Below are 18,704 nucleotides of genomic sequence, written 5' to 3' on the forward strand. Positions count from 1 at the left end.
AGACTTCTAACTTTACTGATTTCAATCATACTTTTTTGACCTCGGCGTCATCAAGCAAAGCTTCATTTCGCAATTTCAGAAACACTTGGGCCGTTGTCACCACATCCAATTCACAATAGGTGATGATTCTATCAAGATCATTATCTTCATAAAACACGCTTTTTACCATACTGCCATCCATGTCTTCTTTCGGAGAAGGAATTCCCAAAACATTTGCCAATAATTTTAGGGAAGTATAATGTTTGTAATCACCAAACTTCCACAATTCCATGGTGTCCAAATGAGGAACTTCCCAGGGTTTCTTGCCGAATAAATTCAATTTATAGGGAAGCTCTATTCCATGTATAACCATTCTACGTGCTATGTAGGGAAAGTCAAATTCCTTGCCGTTATGGGCACACAAAAGGTGTTTTGTTTTGCTAAAATGCTCTTGGAGCAATTGTTTGAACTGTTTCAGCAACTGTTGCTCCTCTCCAGAAAAGGAAGTGACTCGAAAGTTTCTTACATCCCCTTTAAAAGTAAAATAGCCCACCGAAATGCAGATGATTTTTCCAAACTCGGCCCAAATACCGGCACGGTCGTAAAAGTCTTCTGCGGTGATTTCATCTTTTCGTTGGTATTGGGATTTTTGTTCCCAAAGGAGCTGGGTGTTTTCATCCAAATCGTCAAAGTTTGGTTTTTGAGGAACGGTTTCAATATCAAGAAACAGGATGTTTTCTATAAGTAGTTTTTTGAGCATATCGGAAAATACTAATTTAAGGGATACACCAATCGCATGATCTAATAAATCGTACCTTGTAATTGATAAATGCTATGAAATTGAAAACTTGGATAGGATTGGCCATAATTTTTGGCCTTGTCGGATGTGCATCCGATGACCAACCTCAAGAAAATTCCCCGAAGTTAAAAGAAGGGAGTTTTGTTGCGGTTGGGGAGGACTTGAACAACGTTTTTCAATATAACTACAATGCAGTTTCTAAAACGGCAGTAACTTTTGATCTAACCCAAGATATTGACGTCCCAGCTGATTTTTTAGCACTCAGACAAAGAAATGAGTTTTTGTCCTTTTTCTCATTTTCTGAAGGACGGTTTTCTTTGGCTTTAAAAAATATAGTTACCGGACAAACTAATAAGTATCCCGATTTTTATACGAATAACACGGAGCGTTCCATAGCTTGGGGAGTACATCAAGATTCGGAAGTATTTTTTGCCTATTTGGAACGCACCGGTTCTAGAAATCTTGGGATTCTGGAATTGGACCTGACAGATTCGAATGAAACTGAAATCACTATCGATTTTAATATTGCGGATGTTTTCGAACCCCTGTTTTATGAAGAGATGCTGTTTATCTCCTATATAGATGCACAAGGAAATTATAAATTGACTGCGTATAATACTGCAACAAAAGCTGTTGGCACCATTCTAAATTTCCAGAGTACCCCAATAAGTTTGTTGATTTCTGATGTGGGCGATTTGGTGGTTCTAAAGGGACAACCACAAACCGAATTGGAAAAATACGATTCCAAAACCCTTGCCTTTCTTGAAAAAACACCATTAAATGCAAGGTTTGGCTTTTTGCCAGGGCCCATTGAAGACATGTTTCTTGTAGACGAACAGATTTTTTTCAACCTGGAATATGCACAACCTTCCAGACTATTTTCGGCACCTGCAACCTATGATTTGGTAAGTCAGGAAACCAAAAATATTGACTTGTTTGCCTTGGTGGAAAAGGTAGAAGAAGAAATTGGGCAACCTTTGCGAATTACCACACAGATTTATGACAAATCGGAACAAGTGTTCTTGATTGGCTATGGAACGTTTGATGATAATGTGCTCGGAGGAGTCTTCCAAGCTTCATTGGAGGGTGATTTACTGCATAACATCACATTTCCATTTTTTCCTTCCTATTTTGTAAGGGATTAGAAGAGTGATTGTTGGGGAGATGGGCTTTCGTGCTCTAAAAGCCACTTTTTTCGATGTAGTCCACCTGCATAACCCACCAAATCACCTTTACTTCCAATGATTCTGTGGCAAGGAACAACAATCCACAACGGGTTTTTTCCGTTAGCGGCCGCAACGGCCCGAATGGCTTTTGGGTCGCCCAATCTTTTAGAAAGTTCTAAATATGAAAGTGTTTTGCCAAAGGGAACGTCTAAGAGAGCTTTCCATACTTTTTTCTGAAAATCGGTCCCGGATGGATTCAGTTTGAGGTCAAAATTGTTACGTTTCCCCTCAAAATATTCACGAAACTGATAAACGGCATCTTCCAAGGCTTCCGGAATTATACCAATAGGTTTTTCTCTGTCTAAAACTCGTACTGCGGACAGCCCATTTTCATCACCTTCAAATTCAGCTAAGCCTATAGATGTTTGTAAATAAGCTATTTCCACTATTTCATATCATTTTTAACTTCAATAATCCCAATACGCTTGGCTCTGCTCTCCCAATTCTTTCTGGCAAGCTTTTGAAGGTCTTCAACATTGTCGCTTTCATCCATAATCTCTAATCCGAGCAGGGTTTCAATGACATCTTCCATGGTGACTAACCCACTTACCGAACCATATTCATCCACAACCAGGGAAACGTGTTCCCGCTTTGCCACAAATTTTTCAAAAAGCTCCGGAATGGGCTTGTTCCTATTGGTGACCAAAATTTCCCTTTTAATGGTATTTAAGGTTTCCTTTCCTTTTTTGTTGATAATGGACTCCAACAACTCATCCTTCAGGAAAAAACCAGTTATATTGTCCATTCGATCTTTATAAAGTGGGATTCTTGAGAATCGAAGTGGTCTGTTTGCCTCAAAGAATTCTTGTATGGTCATGTCTTCTGATGCTGTTTTCATAACGGTTCTGGGCGTCATGACATCCTTGGCCAGGATTTCATCAAACTTCAAAAGATTTTTAATGACTTTGGATTCCGATTCCTGAAAAACGCCTTCTTCATGAGCGATTTCCGTCATGGCAGTAAAATCTTCACGACTCAAAACACTTCCATGATGCCCTTTTTTGCCGATGAGCTTGGTAAACAATTGCAATATCCAAAGCAATCCGGTCCATTTCAGCATAAACACCATTAGCTTTAGGGCTTTGGCCGTAAAGTTGGCCAACTGTTTCCAATACGTAGCTCCAATGGTTTTAGGAATGATTTCGGAAGCAACCAAAATTAGAATGGTCATTATGGTAGAAACCACTCCCACCATTAAATCTTCGGTGAACTCAATTCCAAATATGCTTCGGGTTGTGGTTCCATAGATATCTACGTAGGCGACTTTGGCCTGTACCCCGACCAAAATGGCACCTACGGTATGTGCAATGGTATTTAAGGTGAGAATGGCGATTAGCGGTTTGTCCACATCCTTTTTTAATCCCTCGAGCAAAGTTGCGTATTCCTTGCCCTCTTGTTTTTTAACATTGATAAAGGTAGGGGTGATGCTCAACAGGACAGCTTCCAAAATGGAGCAGAGAAATGAAAAGAAAATGGAAATAAATGCGTAAAAAAGGAGTAAGCCCATGTGTTTTATCTAGTTGTACTAAGGTAATGATTACGGACGAATTCTACTCTTGCGAATTGACCAAGGCATTATAAAAAACCTGATGTAATGCCGTGCGTATATTCAGCTTGTAGAGCTTTCGGTGATCTCTTGATGGATATACCCTGTTAGAGAGAAAAATAAATACCAATTGGTTTTTTGGGTCTGCCCATGCAAAAGTGCCTGTAAAACCAGCATGCCCAAAGCTTGTTTTGCTTGCCAAAGGTGCTGGATAAGCATCTTTTAATGCAAGCATGTCGTTCCCAATCAGAGGCTTGTCAAAGCCCAATCCTCTGCGATTTTCATTTTCAGGATATTGAATAGTGGTAAATTCTTTAACCGTTTCAGCTGAGATGAGTTGCTTGTCATCCACCTTGCCATAGTTTTGGTAAAAGAGCATGATTTTGGCCATATCGTCGGCAGTAGCAAACAAACCGGCATTTCCAGAAACCCCTCCCAAAAGTGAGGCATTTTCGTCGTGTACCCATCCTTTCACCAAAGTTTTTCTGAACAATGTATCTTGCTCTGCCGGAATTATTTTGTTGGTAAAATTCTCTTTTGAAGGGTTAAATCCTAGGGTTTTACATCCTATAGGGTTGTAAATGTTTTCTTTTAGATAGGTTTCGTAATCGGTTCCTGTCAATTGAGAGATTAATTCGGGGAAAATGAGAAATGTAAGTCCGGAGTATCTGTATATTTTTTCAGGAGACACATCTGAGCGGTTGATAATGCGATACATTTTTCGCTGAAAGCGATTTTTCACATAAAGGCCATTGTAAACCTGTTTCTGAAATCTTTTGCTCGGTTTTCTTTTGATGAACCTGTTTTTGATTTTTCCATTTTTCATCACTTTTTCCAAAAAAATGATATAGGGAACCAAACCGGCTTGATGGCTCAAAATTTGTCTTAGCGTGAGGTCTTTTTTGTCCCTTCTTTTGGCCCAAGGTTTCCAATAGGTGCTGAAAGGGACATCCAAATCCAGCTTTTTTTCATCCACAAGTTTCATGAGTGCCGATAACGGACCTGTAATTTTGGTCACAGATGCCAAATCGTAGATGTCATTCAAGCCAACTGGTTGAAGACTATCGTAAGTATGATAACCGTATGCCTTATGAAAAATGACCTTGTTGTTTTTGGCAACCAATACCTGTGCTCCAGGAAACGCTTGTTCTTGGATGCCCAAAGTCATTATGGAATCAACCTGATGGTTGATATAGGATTCATCCATCCCCATTTCAGATGGACTTGCATATGGCAAACTAGTTTGAGCGAGGCTCAGTTGCACGAAAGCGCAAAAACAAAATAGCAATTGAATCGATTTATTCATTAGAAACACTTCATCTCAACAGGGAATTAAATAAATACGTCGTCAGGTCGAGCCTTTCGACTTCGCTCAAGACAGGCCAAGGTCGAGACCTGTCAAATGGATTCCATAAAAACCTCTCGACTGCTCCTTCGACAAGCTCAGGATGACATTACTCGAGGTGACATTTCTAGCAATAGAATTTTATTAAGTTAACCTAAAACCCGAATAAAATCCTTGGCAAAATAGCTGGCAATGATATTGGCCCCAGCTCTTTTGATGGCAACCAATTGCTCTAGCATCACACTGTCATGATCTAGCCATCCTTTTTCGGCAGCAGCTTTGAGCATGGCATATTCGCCAGAAACTTGATAAACTGCTACTGGGACATCGACTTCGTTTTTGATTTCCCGAACAATATCCAAATAAGCCAGACCAGGTTTTACCATTACAATGTCTGCTCCTTCGTCAATATCCATTTGGGTTTCCCGTATGGCTTCGAATCGGTTGGCAAAATCCATTTGGTAAGTTTTTTTGTCCTTCGGAACATTGGCAATGTCCACTGGAGCCGAATCCAGGGCATCACGGAAAGGACCATAATAAGCACTGGCGTATTTGGCTGAGTAGCTCATAATCCCTGTATTTTGGAAGCCTTCATCTTCCAATGCTTCGCGAATGGTCAAAATGCGTCCGTCCATCATATCGCTTGGGGCTACAAAATCAGCTCCAGCTTGGGCGTGTGAAACACTCATTTCGGCCAAAACCTCTGAAGTTTCATCGTTCAGAATCTGCCCTTCGGCAACAATACCGTCATGTCCGTAAGAGGAAAAAGGGTCAAGCGCAACATCGGTCATGACCAGCATCTCTGGACAGGCATTTTTAACCGTTTTAATGGCACGTTGCATCAATCCATCAGGGTTCAATGCTTCGGTTCCTTTGTTGTCTTTGAGGTTGTCTGGAACCTTTACAAAAAGTAAAACAGCACAAAGGCCCATTTGCCAGAGCTCTTTGGTTTCTTTTTCGAGATTGTCCAGACTCAATCGATAGTAATTGGGCATGGATGGAATTTCTTCTTTGATGCCCTTACCCTCAACCACAAAAAGTGGAACCAAAAAATCATCTGGTGAGACAACAGTTTCACGAACCAATCGTCTTATGGATTCTGATGAGCGAAGTCTTCTATTTCGTATTAATGGAAACATTTGAAAGGAGATTTAAAGCCAATTTTTAATAATATGTTCTACTTCTTCATAGGGTTTATGCCCAAACCAATGTTCAAGAATGGAATAATCTTTATCAAAAAGCACAAAGGTGGGTGTCCCTCGAAATTGATTCAGTGTAAAGGTAACAGGGATTATGGGATTCGTATTCAGATAATCCTTGATTTTATGATCAAATTGTTCGCGTTCTAGTTCCGAAGCTTGACCATAATTCGGAAATTGGCCCCCAATGTAAGTGATATTTTCCTGTGTAATAAATGTTTTATCACTCAAAACATCCATGGCAATGGGGAAATCAATATCGGAAAGTTGGAGTTCATCGGGATACGTGTCAAAAGCTTTTTTTGTTTCGCCAACAAGCTTTTTTTCGTCCAATAACTGTTTTGTGTTTTCTAAGTTGTTGAATTGAAAATCTTCAAAAGCTGTGGACAATCCCAAAAAATTGATTTGCCCATTATACTTTTTGAACAAATTAGTTACCGTGGGAAAGCCATAGAAAAAACATCCTGGGCAATTCACCTGGAAGGCAAACAACAGATTGCGTTTCCCAAGAGAAAACTTTCCTTGTAAAATGGACGAATATTCCAGTCTAAGTTTTTTCATGGCGTCGCTTATGGTTTGACACGAATTTTTCTAATTATCACAAAAGGTTATTACACGAAAATAACATCGCTAGATTTCTATTTCTCCAACAAGATATGGTGCGCCCTTTCCCGAAATTTTTACTCGCTCGCCCAAAAACTCACAAATCAAATCCCCGCCGCGTTGCGAAAGTTGCTTGGCCGTCATTTTGGTTTTTCCCAAAACACCTGCCCAATATGGTGCTAGGGTTGTATGGGCGGAACCGGTCACAGGATCTTCGGGAATGCCGCATTGAGGGGCAAAAAATCGAGAAACAAAATCAACCTTTTCTCCTGGGGCAGATACAATGACTCCTCTACAATCCAATTGATCGAGCAAATGGAAGTTTGGGGTTATGGCCTCAATTTCTGCTTGAGAATTATAGATAAGCAGGTAATCCGTTTTTCCCTTGATGGTTTTTATGGGAGTAAGACCAATGGCATTGTCAATTTCTGGGATGTTCCGAATGGCCACTGTTTCATCAGTGGGAAAATCCAAAGTCAGTAGACCATTGGGTGACTTTTCAACCTCGAGTGGGCCGCTTCGTGGTGAATGAAATTTGATGATATTTTCCGAAACACCGTAGTAATTGAAGAGTACGTACGCGGTTGCCAAAGTCGCATGGCCACATAGATCCACTTCAACCTCCGGAGTGAACCAACGAAGTTCATAGCCCTTGGCATTTTTTACCGCAAAAGCCGTTTCGGCCAAGTTGTTTTCCTGGGCAATCTTTTGCATGAGTTCAGTATCAAGCCAATTGTCTAAAATGCATACCGCAGCTGGATTGCCTCCGAAAACATGGTCTGTAAAAGCGTCTATTTGATAGATTCTCTGTTTCATAGGGTTGGTTTTCTAACAAAACTACGGATTAAACCCAATGCACGGGATCTTGTAATACTCGAATAAGTTTTTCCTCATCACTTCCTTTTTCGGGATGATGATCATACCTCCATTGCACATGGGGAGGAAGGCTCATTAATATACTTTCAATGCGTCCATTGGTCTTTAATCCGAATAAAGTTCCTTTATCGTGTACGAGATTGAATTCGACATACCTTCCACGTCTAATTTCTTGCCAATCCCTTTGTTCTTGGGAGTAGGGCAGCTCTCTTCTTTTTAGAACGATTGGTACATAAGCTTCCAAAAAGCTATTCCCGACCTCCGTAACGAAGTTGTACCAATCTTCCATGGAGGTTGAATCGGTTGCTTTGCAATAATCAAAGAAAAGTCCACCTACACCTCTGGCCTCATTTCTATGGGAATTCCAGAAATACGCATCGCAGCGTTTTTTGTAATTGGGATAAAATTCTGGATTATGGGCATCGCATGCCTTTTTACAAATGGAGTGAAAATGCTTTGCATCTTCTTCAAAAAGATAGTAGGGCGTTAAATCCTGACCGCCGCCAAACCATTGATCAACAATGTTTCCCTGCTTGTCATACATTTCAAAATAACGCCAATTGGCATGAACTGTCGGAACCATCGGACTTTTAGGATGAATCACCAAACTAAGTCCACAGGCAAAGAAATCAGCATCTTTTACTCCAAAATAGTTTTGCATGCTCTGTGGAAGTGCTCCATGAACCGCCGAAATATTGACCCCGCCTTTTTCAAAGACCGCTCCGTTTTCTATAACCCGGGTTCTTCCACCGCCGCCTTCCGGCCTTTTCCATAAATCCTGCTGAAATTTGGCCACTCCATCTACTTCTTCCAGTTTGCTTGTTATGGTATCTTGGAGCTGTTGTATGTAATCGTAAAACTTGTCTTTCATTCCTCGTCAATTATATAAACCAATTGGTTTTTTACTAAAGTAAAATCTGTTTCAATGTCTATTTTAATGGCGTTTGAGGTCATTTCCCTTAAAAGATCAATCACTTGACTTTCTAACTTTGAAAAGTGTTTCTTAAAAAGAAAACGTCCAACTTCATTGTTATGCAAATCCATCTTTTTGGCCAATTCCCGATTCGGAAATGCATTTTCATGCCAATCCGTAATTTTCTTGGCCCACACCAAAACGGCTTCCATATTATTTCGCCAACGGAAACACTTTTTTGCAATCAGATAGTTCCAAAAAGCATGTCTAAATGCATTGGCAGGCCCATTTTTGTAATGTAATCGACCATAAATTTCAGTTGAGGTTGACATACATTGCCTGGTGGCAGATAAGGTTGGAAAAATAAAAAACGGAAACCTTAAACATAGCTTTGCTAAAGTCCAAAAACTTTTTAAACTAATCCTTTTGAGTGTTTTTAGCACATTCATGATTGCAAGGCTGGATTTTGGAGTTCGTACAATTCCATATCCAAAATTTCACCATTGCCGGTAGTGTGCTCCTTCAACAAAGTTTGCTTCCATTGAAATCCATTATGCTCTGCAATCCTTATGCTCGACAAATTACTGTTATGCACAATGATTTGAAGGGTTTCTAATTTGGCGCTATCAAAACACCAAGGAACCAGATTTTTAATACTGGCCTTCATTATTCCTTTTCCCTCATGCTGATAACCAATGCAATAGACCAATTCACCTTTGTTTTGCTCCTTATCTAATTCTTTTAGAAAAATCAGACCGATAATAGTTCTGTTTGTGTTTTCCTTTATGGTAAAAAGGAATTCTTCCTTGGCTATAAATTCCTTGACTTTTTTGGCAACAAAGAATTGCGCCAATGTTGGATTAAGATTTTGCTGTACCGTTTTTGGAAAATAATCTTTGAGCCTATCTTCATTGGAAACCACAAAGTCGCACAAGCGCCAAGCATCTTTTTCTTGAATAGGACCTATGCTGTAGTTTTCAAATTCGATTTGCATCAAAACCTTTAAAATCTATTCTGTGTATTCTTTTACTGCATCAATAAATACTTTTGCATTCTCCAAAGGAATGTGTGGAAGAATTCCATGTCCTAGGTTCACCACGTATTTATCCTTTCCAAACTCACGAATCATTTGGGTGACCATTCGTTTGATTTCTGAAGGAGGTGAGAGCAGTCTTGCGGGGTCAAAATTTCCTTGCAAAGTAATGTTTCCGCCCGTTAAATAGCGCGCATTTTTTGGAGAGCATGTCCAATCTACGCCCACGGCAGAAGCTCCGGATTTGGCCATTTCTCCAAGGGCGAACCAGCAACCCTTTCCGAACACAATTACTTGAGTTTCATCTTTTAGGGCATCAACAATTTGTTGAATGTATTTCCAGGAAAACTCTTGGTAGTCAGTTGGGGACAGCATTCCTCCCCAAGAATCAAACACCTGAACGGCATTGACGCCCGCCTTTACCTTCGCTTTTAAATAGGCAATGGTCGTATCCGTTATTTTTTGGAGTAACTGATGTGCAGCCTCAGGTTGGGTAAAACAGAACCCTCTGGCCTTATCGAAACTTTTGCTTCCCTGACCTTCCACACAGTAACATAAAATGGTCCATGGAGATCCGGCAAATCCGATTAACGGAATTTCATCCTCCAGTTTTTCCTTGGTTTGGGTAATCGCATCCAAAACATAACCCAAAGAGTCTTTAATATCAGGAACAACAACTTTTTCCAAATCTTTGGCAGAACGAATTGGATTTGGCAAATAAGGCCCAAAGTTTGGCTTCATTTCCACTTCAATGTCCATTGCTTGGGGAATCACCAAAATATCGCTGAACAAAATGGCAGCGTCCATTCCATACCTGCGAATGGGCTGGACCGTTATTTCTGAAGCCAACTCTGGGGTTTGACAACGGGTAAAGAAATCGTATTTTTCTTTTAGCGCCATAAATTCTGGAAGATAACGCCCAGCTTGACGCATCATCCATACCGGTGGTCTGTCCACAGTTTCACCTTTTAATGCTCTAAGAAATAAGTCGTTTTTAATCATGTTGTTTAAAATGTTTTATGACTTGCACCAACACGTTTTCCACGGTTGGCTTGTTAGCTATTATAATTTGATCGGTATGTTTTTTGGCTTCTGATGCTGTGGTCGGCCCAATGCAAAAGGCCCAGCTTTGTCCAATTTCATTTTCTTGAAAATAGCTTCGTATTCCACTTGGACTGAAGAAAAGAACTCCATCAAAAATCCTATTAAATTTTTTGGGTCTTAGATGGGTGTTATAGATTTGAACCTCTTTATACCGAATGTTATTTTTTTCTAATAATTCCGGTAACTCTGATCTTCTTTGGTTTCCGGATAAAAACAAAAAATTTGTGTTTTTGTGGTTTTTTGCGATAAAATCACCTAATTCTGATGCGTTTTGGGCCATTTTAACTACGTTTAAGCCATTTTCTTCCAAAAAGGATTTCGTCTTTTCTCCAACGCAATAAGCATGATAATTCGAAAAGTTGGGTTCATCAGATAGTTTAAGAAATGCCTTTACAGCATTTTTGCTGGTGAAAATGAGATTTGAACAATCCGTTGGAATTTCAACATCCAAAAATTCAAATTCAAGAGCATTGTACTCCACAAAACCAATTCCAGAATTCAGTAATAATTCTTTTTGGGAAGGGGTGAGTATTTTAGTGGAGAGCACTGTTTTCATTTCGTAGGGCTTCCATCAATTTATCTCCACCTTTTTCCAAGACTTCTTTGGCACAAGCTTGTCCAAAACCTTTGGCTTTGGATAGTGGAATATTCTTTTCAATACTGATTTTTTCTTTCCCATCCAATGAAAAAAGGACCCCTTCAAAATAAACCTTTTGGTCTTTAATTTGAGCTAAGGCCCCAATGGGAGCGGTACAACCGCCTTCAAGGGTTCTTAAAAATTCCCGCTCAATACCCGTGGCAGTTTCAGAATCAGAATGATTCAGTTTTTGCAATGCCTTTTTTGAAAAATCATCACTTTCTTGAGCAACAACAACCATGGCGCCTTGTGCGGGCGCTGGGACCATCCAGTCGAGCACTAAAGCATCCTTTGGAAGTAACTTTATCCGCTGTAATCCAGCTTGGGCAAAAATGGCTCCGCTCCAATCGTTTTCAATAAGCTTTAAAAGACGAGTATTTACGTTCCCCCTTAAATCTACCACTTGGTGATGAGGATATTTATGCAACCACTGGGCTTTTCGGCGCAAGCTTCCCGTAGCAATCGTTGAAGGTTCTTCCGATTCTAGAAAATCCAACCCTTTATGCACAAGAATATCGTGGGTAATGGCCCGTTCCAAAACTGCAACCTGAACAATGCCCTTTGGCAGTTGTGTGGGAACATCTTTCATGGAATGCACAGCGATATCAATTTGCCCTTTGAGCAAGGCAACATCCAAGGTTTTGGTAAAGATTCCGGTAATACCAAGCTCGTAAAGCGGTTTGTCCAGGATTTGATCTCCAGTAGATTTTATGGGAATCAAAGTGGTGTCATAACCCAATTCCTCCAATTTGTGCTGCACCGTATGTGCCTGCCACAATGCCAATTCGCTATCGCGGGTACCGATTCTTAAGATTTTGCTCATTGAGAATCGATTTCTAATTGAAACACTTTTTGGATAAGTGCCAAACTATCTTCTGTATCGACCTCTGAACTCTTTAAATGGTTTGCAAATTGCTTGGTGATTTTTTGAATAATGCGCTCCGAAATTACCTCGGCTTGGTCTTCGTTAAAATCGGATATTTTTTTAGACTGAAAATCAATTTCCTCGGCTTTCATGGTTTTAAGCTTCTTTTTAAGAGCCTTAATGACCGGAGCAAATTTTCGAGTCTCCAACCATTTTAGAAAATCCTTCTTTACCTGCTCAATAATAGCTTCGGCCTTAGGGACAAACTCTTTCCGTTTGGCCAACGTATCGTCTGTAATTCGAGAAAGTTGATCTAGGTGAACCAGAGAAACATTGTCCAGTTCCATTACATCATCCGATACATTTTTGGGAACGGAAAGATCCAAGATCAATAACGATTTTTTGGAATAGATCAGTGCTTTAGAAATTGTAGGCAATTGTGCGCCTGTAGCCACGACAAGAATATCCGTTTTTCGAATCTCCGTTTGAAGATCGCCATAGTCCTTAACGGTAAGGTGAAATTTACCTGCGACATCCTCAGCTTTTTCTCGGGTTCTGTTGATAAGCGTTATGTGGGAGTTGTTGGAATGCTTCACTAGATTCTCACAAGTGTTCCTCCCAATTTTTCCTGTTCCAAAAAGCAAAATGTTCTTTTCAGAAATGTTTGAAACGTTGTCCAAAATATATTTTACCGAAGCAAATGCAACCGAGGTAGCACCTGTTGACAATTCCGTTTCATTTTTGATACGCTTACTGGCTTGGATTACCGAATTGCAAAGGCGTTCTAAAAACGGATTCGCCATTTCATGCTTTTTAGCGCGGTAAAATCCTTGTTTTATCTGACTAATGATTTCAAAATCCCCTAGAATTTGACTGTCAAGGCCAGTACCTACCTTAAACATATGGGAAATGGCGTCATGGTTTTTATAGACGTAAGCCACCTCTTGAAATTCTTCAACACTGCCCTGGGTTTCATCGCAGAGCATTTTTATCAACTGGAAGGGGTGCTGGGCAAAACCATAAAGTTCGGTACGGTTGCAAGTAGAAATGGCCAAAAGACCATCAATGCCCTGCTCTTTAGCTTGAATTATGATTCTATCTATGGCAGGAACATCCAAACTGAATTTTCCCCGAACTTCAGCATCAGCTTTTTTATAACTGAGGCCAACGGCATAAAAAGAACTATGTTTTGAAATATTATAACTCCTCATAAAGGATTTAAAATCGATGACAAAAATAAAGGCATCATTACATAAAAAATAACGCTAGAGGAACAATAAATAACAGTTCCTATGTCTTTAGATGGGTTTTTGGCCAAAAAGTTTCAAAAACATTGCATTTATTGATACTTTTGATAAGACAACAACTAATTTAGAATCGTTATAAATAGAAAATATCAATTCTTTTGATTAACAAATTGTATGAAAAATGTCGCCAAAGGTTCCTATGAGGAAATTTTAATCGAAGATGGGTTTTATGTACTTAAAATTCAGAACGATAGCGAAGAATCCGCCCTTGTGGAACGGGAAATTGACAGCAGTTTTATCCAGTTTCATTTTTGTTTGAAAGGAAGGGGGCAGTTTCAATTTAATCAAGGCAATTACCAGCTTGAAGTTACTGAGGAGAACTCATTGTTACTTTATAACACACAAAAAGACTTGCCCCTTAATCTTCAGGTTTCACCAAATTCATGGGTGCTGTCGGTGATTATGACCATCCGAAAATTTCATTCCCTTTTCTCTTCGGAAGCTGATTACATTCCATTTTTGAGTGATGAGAACAAGGAAAAAAAATACTATTCCCAAGAAGTAGTGACCCCTACAATTGCTGTGGTGCTTAGTCAGGTAATGAACTATAGTTTACATCCTTCCATCAAAGAACTTTATTTAAGAGGGAAAATATATGAACTGATTTCATTGTATTTCAACAAAACGCCAGATGCCGATTTGGAACAATGCCCTTTTTTGGCAGATGAAGATAACGTAAGACGAATCAGAATGGCTAAGGAAATTATGATTTCCCGTATGTCCGAACCTCCCACTTTAGCCGAACTGTCGCAAGAAATTGGATTGAGTTTGAAGAAATTAAAAGAAGGATTCAAACAAATTTATGGGGACTCGGTCTATGGTTTTTTATTTGATTACAAAATGGAATATGCACGCAAAATGTTAGAAACGGGAAACCATAATGTGAACGAGGTGGGCCTAAAAGTTGGGTATAGCACGGCAAGCCACTTTATCGCTTCTTTTAAAAAGAAATATGGGACAACACCTAAAAAATATTTAACTTCAAGCGCTTAATATCAAACCATGCGCTCAATAAAATTTTTACTGATTACTTTTTGTTTTGCTCTGATTGCCAATGCCCAAGAACCAATCAATATTCAGGAAGGAGCAAAAATGCCCGATTTGGTGTTGGTCTTTACCAAAACCGAGGGATACCGGCACAAATCCATTGAAAAAGGAGCCCGAACACTGCGACAATTAGGTAGAACCAATGGTTTTATTGCCTTGCAAAGTGAATCAGCAGAAGATTTTAATTCCCAAAATTTGAAAAATTTCAAACTGGTGATTTTTTTGAGCACTACAATGGATGTTCTCAATGACCAACAACAGAGAGCACTTGAAGGCTACATCAAAAATGGGGGAAGTTTTTTGGGAATCCATGCGGCGGCAGATACAGAATATGATTGGCCTTGGTATGGTAAATTGGTGGGAGGATATTTTGAAAGTCACCCTGAACAACAGCAGGCCAAAATTAGTGTGGTGGACAGAACCCATCCTTCAACAGTTCATTTAAAAAATGAATGGCTTCATTTTGATGAATGGTACAACTTTAAAAACCTTAACCCTAAGGTTAATGTGCTCATGAAATTAGACGAGTCCAGCTACAAAGGTGGGACGAATGGGGATAATCACCCTATAGCTTGGTATCACGAGTTTGATGGGGGTAGAGCTTTTTATACAGGATTGGGTCATACAGAAGCCGCTTACGATGACGCCGATTTTATACAACATTTGCTTGGCGCCATTGAATGGTGTCTAAGGAGAAAGTAAGGTTGGTCTTGCCACAATAATCCCAATATTGCTTTTTATTTTTTTGAGGTAATCCACCAGAGGTTCTTTGGTAATTTGTACCGAACCGGAAATGGATGCATGTAACAGATGGATTCTTCCATCGGCTTCACGAATGGCGATTCCTGTGTGCGTAACATCCAATCCTTTTATGGAAGTGGCCAATGCTATGATATCACCCGATTGGATTAAATGTTCATTGCTTTGGATTTCATCCTGCGCCAAAAAGCAAAGACTTTCTTTGGCCAATTCAGCCTCTGCTTTTAGAATGGCGTTATAGTTTTTGTCCTGCTCCAAAAAGGGGTATAAATCGCGATGCGTACCCATAAAATTAATGGGTTTTTTATGTTCCCTGCCACCTAGTTCTGAGGTAATATCCCTTACCAATCCTTTTTGTTCATTATTTCGAATCCAATCTGTAAAGTAGTGCAATCGAGAAGGATATCCGTCCAAAATGCCATTTCTATACCGAATGGTTTCCAGATTTTTAGCAAAATCTGTAAAATCAGATTGTTCTTTTTCGAGCATGAGGCCAAATGCCAGAACATTCTCTACAAAAGTGGTACAATCCAACCCTCCTAGGTTAACAACCAAGGTTTCGGTATCACCCACTTCCAAGGTTTTTTCAACATAGGGAATATCCAAAAAGGACTTTCCTACAAATACTAAACTATCTCCCAGATCTTTACCTTCAACTTGTCGTAACTCTTTCATTTTAGAAATGAAAAGGGAAGAATCTTTGGGAGCATAGGTGATTTGTGCCTCGCCTTTAACAGAAAACACTAGAAAAAAACAAAAAAGTATCCTAGGAAGCATGAGCGTATTGGTTTGTCCTTCGAAATTAGGATTATCTATGGAATTATAAAGAAACAAATTAGGAGAAACAAATGTTAAATCAGCTTCAAGTAGTATTTTTATCGCCTCTAATAACAAAACTATCCTCAGTGCTATGAAAGGAGTATTATTGGTCAATTTAGGTTCCCCGGACAGTCCAACAGCAAAAGATGTAAAACCATATTTGGATGAATTCTTGATGGATGAACGGGTAATTGACACCCCAAAATGGCTCCGAAACATCATTGTAAGAGGGATTATCCTTCAAACCAGACCAAAAAAATCGGCTGAAGCATATTCAAAAATATGGTGGGATGAAGGCTCACCGCTAATTGTAATTTCAGAACGGTTTGCGGAAAAGGTGAGCAAACAGACCGATATGCCAGTGGCACTCGGTATGCGTTACGGCTCCATGACCATAAAAAAAGCACTTCAAGAACTTAAGGACAAGGGCGTAGATGAAGTATTGCTGGTACCCTTATATCCACAATATGCCATGAGCTCTTTTGAGACCGTTGTGGTAAAAACCATGGAAGAACAGGCAGCACATTTTCCTGAAATGCACTTAACAACCTTACCGGCTTTTTACGGCAATTCAGATTATATAAAAGTGCTATCTGAAAGTATTGCAGAGGGATTAAAAGATTTTGAATACGATCATATTCTATTTTCCTATCACGGAATTCCTGAAAGGCACATACGTAAGTCGGACCCGACAAAGTTTCATTGTAAAATTGACAATAGTTGTTGCACGACCAATTCTGTGGCCCATCATACCTGTTATAGACATCAATGTTTTAATACCACCGAAAAGGTAAAAGCATTTTTAGGATTACCAGAAGACAAAACCAGTATTTCTTTTCAATCCAGATTGCCCAATGACCCATGGTTAAAACCATTTACTGATTTTGAGTTTGAACGATTGGCCAAAGAAGGGAAGAAAAGATTGGTAGTGATTACCCCTGCATTTGTTAGTGATTGCTTGGAGACTTTGGAGGAAATTGCCATGGAAGGTAAAGAACAATTTAAGGAAGCAGGCGGTGAGTACTACATCCATATTCCTTGCCTTAATGACAATGATGCTTGGGTTTCCTTGATGGCCAAATGGGTTAACGAGTGGCAATTCAAGGAAACGTTGCCAGTGTAAAAAAATGTTAGGTCGAGCGACATCCTGAGCCTGTCGAAGGACGAGACCTATTAATAGTAATATATTCTGCCAATATCTCGACTGCGCTCGATATGACAGATGCAATATCATGTCGTAAAATCTGTGGCAAAAGTATCTTCAGATCAATTAGGAGTTGAGCCAATCGGTAAATTGCTGATCAAGCAAGCCGTACCTGCATCCATTGGTATTTTGGTCATGTCACTGAACGTTCTGGTCGATTCCATTTTTGTGGGAAACTGGATTGGTTCCATCGCTATTGCGGCCATTAACGTAGTACTTCCCGTTTCTTTTTTTATAGCTGCTTTGGGAATGGCTATTGGAATTGGGGGATCGAGTATTGTTTCCCGCACATTGGGTTCAGGAGATAAGGAAAAAGCCCTAAAAACTTTTGGAAATCAAATAACCCTCACGTTTACCATAACCACCGCTATGGTGGTATTGGGGCTTTACTTTGTTGATGGTCTAATTCCTGCTTTTGGGGGTAAGGGTGCAATTTTTGACCCGGCCAAGATCTACTATACCATCATTCTATATGGGGTTCCATTTTTGGCGCTCTGTATGATGGGCAACACGGTGATTAGGGCAGAGGGAAAGCCAAAGTTCGCCATGGTAGCCATGATTATCCCATCCGTGGGAAACCTGTTTTTGGATTACCTCTTCATCTATGTTTTTGATTGGGGAATGCACGGAGCTGCTTGGGCAACCACGGCCGGATATTTGTTGTGTTTTGGGTATATCCTATATTTTTTCCTTTCCAAAAATTCAGAATTAAAAATTGGGTTTCCGCATTTTGGGTTGAACATGCCCATCTTGAAGGAAATAGGCGCACTGGGTTTTGTTACGCTGGCCAGACAAGCTGTTACCAGCATTACCTACCTGCTCATGAATAATATATTGTTCAATTTGGACGGAGAGGCTATGGTTGCTGTTTATGCTATCATTGGAAGGATGTTGATGTTTGCCTTTTTTCCAATTTTTGGGGTCACCCAAGGATTTTTGCCCATTGCGGGATTCAATTATGGTGCTGTAAAGTACGATCGGGTAAAGGAATCCATCTATACCGCAATAAAATATGCAGCCTTTGTGGCTACATTGGTATTTGTAGTCTTGATGGTTTTTCCGGATGCCTTTACTGCCTTGTTTTTGAGCAACAGACCAGATTTGCCACCTGAAGAACTGGCAACCAATTCCTTTGTAATGGAGCATGCTCCCACGGCCATGCGATTGGTGTTTGCAGCCACCCCAATTATTGCTTTACAGCTTATTGGAGCGGCATACTTTCAAGCTGTTGGAAAAGCTATTCCAGCCTTATTGTTGACCTTGACCAGACAGGGATTCTTTTTTATCCCATTGATTCTAATACTCCCAAATTTTATGGGCGAACTGGGTGTTTGGCTTTCATTTCCGATTGCAGATGTCCTCGCTACTGTGGTCACGGGAATTTATTTGGGCAAAGAAATCAGGACTAAACTATTAAACTAAGTCTTGCGTAAGGATTCAATT

At 39.9% G+C, this 18,704-nt stretch carries 20 protein-coding genes; 5 read left to right on the forward strand and 15 right to left on the reverse strand.

What is annotated here, in order from left to right; translation table 11 throughout:
- Nucleotides 1–25 precede the first annotated feature (25 nt).
- Complete coding sequence (locus ACULLG_RS03800; protein ID WP_452125435.1) at nucleotides 26–739, reverse strand: 3'-5' exonuclease; 714 nt, start codon at nucleotides 737–739, stop codon at nucleotides 26–28.
- A gap of 74 nt (nucleotides 740–813) precedes the next feature.
- Between ACULLG_RS03800 and ACULLG_RS03805 the strand changes: the two genes are divergently transcribed.
- Nucleotides 814–1,923 (forward strand): hypothetical protein, encoded by a 1,110-nt coding sequence (locus tag ACULLG_RS03805; protein ID WP_452125436.1) that lies wholly within the window; start codon nucleotides 814–816, stop codon nucleotides 1,921–1,923.
- Here the strand turns inward: ACULLG_RS03805 and ACULLG_RS03810 are convergent.
- From ACULLG_RS03810 to hemA, 13 genes are all read right to left on the reverse strand, one after another.
- Entirely contained in the window at nucleotides 1,920–2,390 is a 471-nt protein-coding gene (locus ACULLG_RS03810) for a methylated-DNA--[protein]-cysteine S-methyltransferase (protein WP_452125437.1), read from the reverse strand. The genes ACULLG_RS03805 and ACULLG_RS03810 overlap by 4 nt on opposite strands.
- Complete coding sequence (locus ACULLG_RS03815; protein ID WP_452125438.1) at nucleotides 2,390–3,511, reverse strand: CNNM domain-containing protein; 1,122 nt, start codon at nucleotides 3,509–3,511, stop codon at nucleotides 2,390–2,392. Before ACULLG_RS03815 ends, ACULLG_RS03810 begins: the two co-directional genes overlap by 1 nt.
- A gap of 43 nt (nucleotides 3,512–3,554) precedes the next feature.
- The gene (locus ACULLG_RS03820) at nucleotides 3,555–4,787 is read right to left on the reverse strand and encodes a serine hydrolase domain-containing protein (RefSeq protein WP_452125439.1); all 1,233 of its coding nucleotides are present in this window, start codon (nucleotides 4,785–4,787) and stop codon (nucleotides 3,555–3,557) included.
- Between the two features lie 257 nt (nucleotides 4,788–5,044).
- Nucleotides 5,045–6,034: a porphobilinogen synthase gene (gene hemB / locus ACULLG_RS03825; protein WP_452125440.1), complete on the reverse strand. Its 990-nt coding sequence runs from the start codon at nucleotides 6,032–6,034 to the stop codon at nucleotides 5,045–5,047.
- A 12-nt stretch (nucleotides 6,035–6,046) separates the two neighbouring features.
- Entirely contained in the window at nucleotides 6,047–6,655 is a 609-nt protein-coding gene (locus ACULLG_RS03830; protein WP_452125441.1) for a hypothetical protein, read from the reverse strand.
- Between the two features lie 69 nt (nucleotides 6,656–6,724).
- Nucleotides 6,725–7,513, reverse strand: coding sequence for a PhzF family phenazine biosynthesis protein (locus ACULLG_RS03835; protein WP_452125442.1), 789 nt, complete (start codon nucleotides 7,511–7,513; stop codon nucleotides 6,725–6,727).
- A 28-nt stretch (nucleotides 7,514–7,541) separates the two neighbouring features.
- On the reverse strand, nucleotides 7,542–8,444 hold the full coding sequence (gene hemF, locus ACULLG_RS03840) for an oxygen-dependent coproporphyrinogen oxidase (protein ID WP_452125443.1): 903 nt from the start codon (nucleotides 8,442–8,444) through the stop codon (nucleotides 7,542–7,544).
- Nucleotides 8,441–8,935: a DUF6973 domain-containing protein gene (locus tag ACULLG_RS03845; RefSeq protein WP_452125444.1), complete on the reverse strand. Its 495-nt coding sequence runs from the start codon at nucleotides 8,933–8,935 to the stop codon at nucleotides 8,441–8,443. Before ACULLG_RS03845 ends, hemF begins: the two co-directional genes overlap by 4 nt.
- Nucleotides 8,932–9,480 carry a GNAT family N-acetyltransferase gene (locus ACULLG_RS03850; RefSeq protein ID WP_452125445.1) on the reverse strand — a complete coding sequence of 183 codons (549 nt, stop codon included), beginning with the start codon at nucleotides 9,478–9,480 and terminating at the stop codon, nucleotides 8,932–8,934. The genes ACULLG_RS03845 and ACULLG_RS03850 overlap by 4 nt, the downstream gene beginning before the upstream one ends.
- A gap of 15 nt (nucleotides 9,481–9,495) precedes the next feature.
- A complete protein-coding gene (hemE, locus tag ACULLG_RS03855) occupies nucleotides 9,496–10,521 on the reverse strand; it encodes a uroporphyrinogen decarboxylase (RefSeq protein WP_452125446.1) in 1,026 nt (341 codons plus the stop codon).
- The gene (locus ACULLG_RS03860; RefSeq protein ID WP_452125447.1) at nucleotides 10,514–11,179 is read right to left on the reverse strand and encodes a uroporphyrinogen-III synthase; all 666 of its coding nucleotides are present in this window, start codon (nucleotides 11,177–11,179) and stop codon (nucleotides 10,514–10,516) included. The genes hemE and ACULLG_RS03860 overlap by 8 nt, the downstream gene beginning before the upstream one ends.
- On the reverse strand, nucleotides 11,157–12,083 hold the full coding sequence (gene hemC, locus ACULLG_RS03865; RefSeq protein ID WP_452125448.1) for a hydroxymethylbilane synthase: 927 nt from the start codon (nucleotides 12,081–12,083) through the stop codon (nucleotides 11,157–11,159). The genes ACULLG_RS03860 and hemC overlap by 23 nt, the downstream gene beginning before the upstream one ends.
- Nucleotides 12,080–13,336: a glutamyl-tRNA reductase gene (hemA, locus tag ACULLG_RS03870; RefSeq protein ID WP_452125449.1), complete on the reverse strand. Its 1,257-nt coding sequence runs from the start codon at nucleotides 13,334–13,336 to the stop codon at nucleotides 12,080–12,082. The genes hemC and hemA overlap by 4 nt, the downstream gene beginning before the upstream one ends.
- Before the next feature lie 210 nt (nucleotides 13,337–13,546).
- On the opposite strand from hemA, the gene ACULLG_RS03875 reads away from it, so the two are divergent.
- The gene (locus ACULLG_RS03875) at nucleotides 13,547–14,425 is read left to right on the forward strand and encodes a helix-turn-helix transcriptional regulator (protein ID WP_452125450.1); all 879 of its coding nucleotides are present in this window, start codon (nucleotides 13,547–13,549) and stop codon (nucleotides 14,423–14,425) included.
- A 9-nt stretch (nucleotides 14,426–14,434) separates the two neighbouring features.
- On the forward strand, nucleotides 14,435–15,181 hold the full coding sequence (locus tag ACULLG_RS03880) for a ThuA domain-containing protein (protein ID WP_452125451.1): 747 nt from the start codon (nucleotides 14,435–14,437) through the stop codon (nucleotides 15,179–15,181).
- On the opposite strand, the gene ACULLG_RS03885 is transcribed toward ACULLG_RS03880, so the two are convergent.
- The gene (locus ACULLG_RS03885; RefSeq protein ID WP_452125452.1) at nucleotides 15,167–16,015 is read right to left on the reverse strand and encodes an N-acetylmuramoyl-L-alanine amidase-like domain-containing protein; all 849 of its coding nucleotides are present in this window, start codon (nucleotides 16,013–16,015) and stop codon (nucleotides 15,167–15,169) included. The two genes, ACULLG_RS03880 and ACULLG_RS03885, sit on opposite strands and share 15 nt — an antisense overlap.
- A 133-nt stretch (nucleotides 16,016–16,148) precedes the next feature.
- On the opposite strand from ACULLG_RS03885, the gene hemH reads away from it, so the two are divergent.
- Both hemH and ACULLG_RS03895 read left to right on the forward strand, forming a co-directional pair.
- Nucleotides 16,149–17,180 carry a ferrochelatase gene (gene hemH / locus ACULLG_RS03890; RefSeq protein WP_452125453.1) on the forward strand — a complete coding sequence of 344 codons (1,032 nt, stop codon included), beginning with the start codon at nucleotides 16,149–16,151 and terminating at the stop codon, nucleotides 17,178–17,180.
- A 123-nt stretch (nucleotides 17,181–17,303) separates the two neighbouring features.
- Complete coding sequence (locus ACULLG_RS03895; RefSeq protein ID WP_452126527.1) at nucleotides 17,304–18,683, forward strand: MATE family efflux transporter; 1,380 nt, start codon at nucleotides 17,304–17,306, stop codon at nucleotides 18,681–18,683.
- Nucleotides 18,684–18,704 lie beyond the last annotated feature (21 nt).

It is taken from the genome of Flagellimonas sp. 2504JD1-5, from assembly GCF_053618295.1.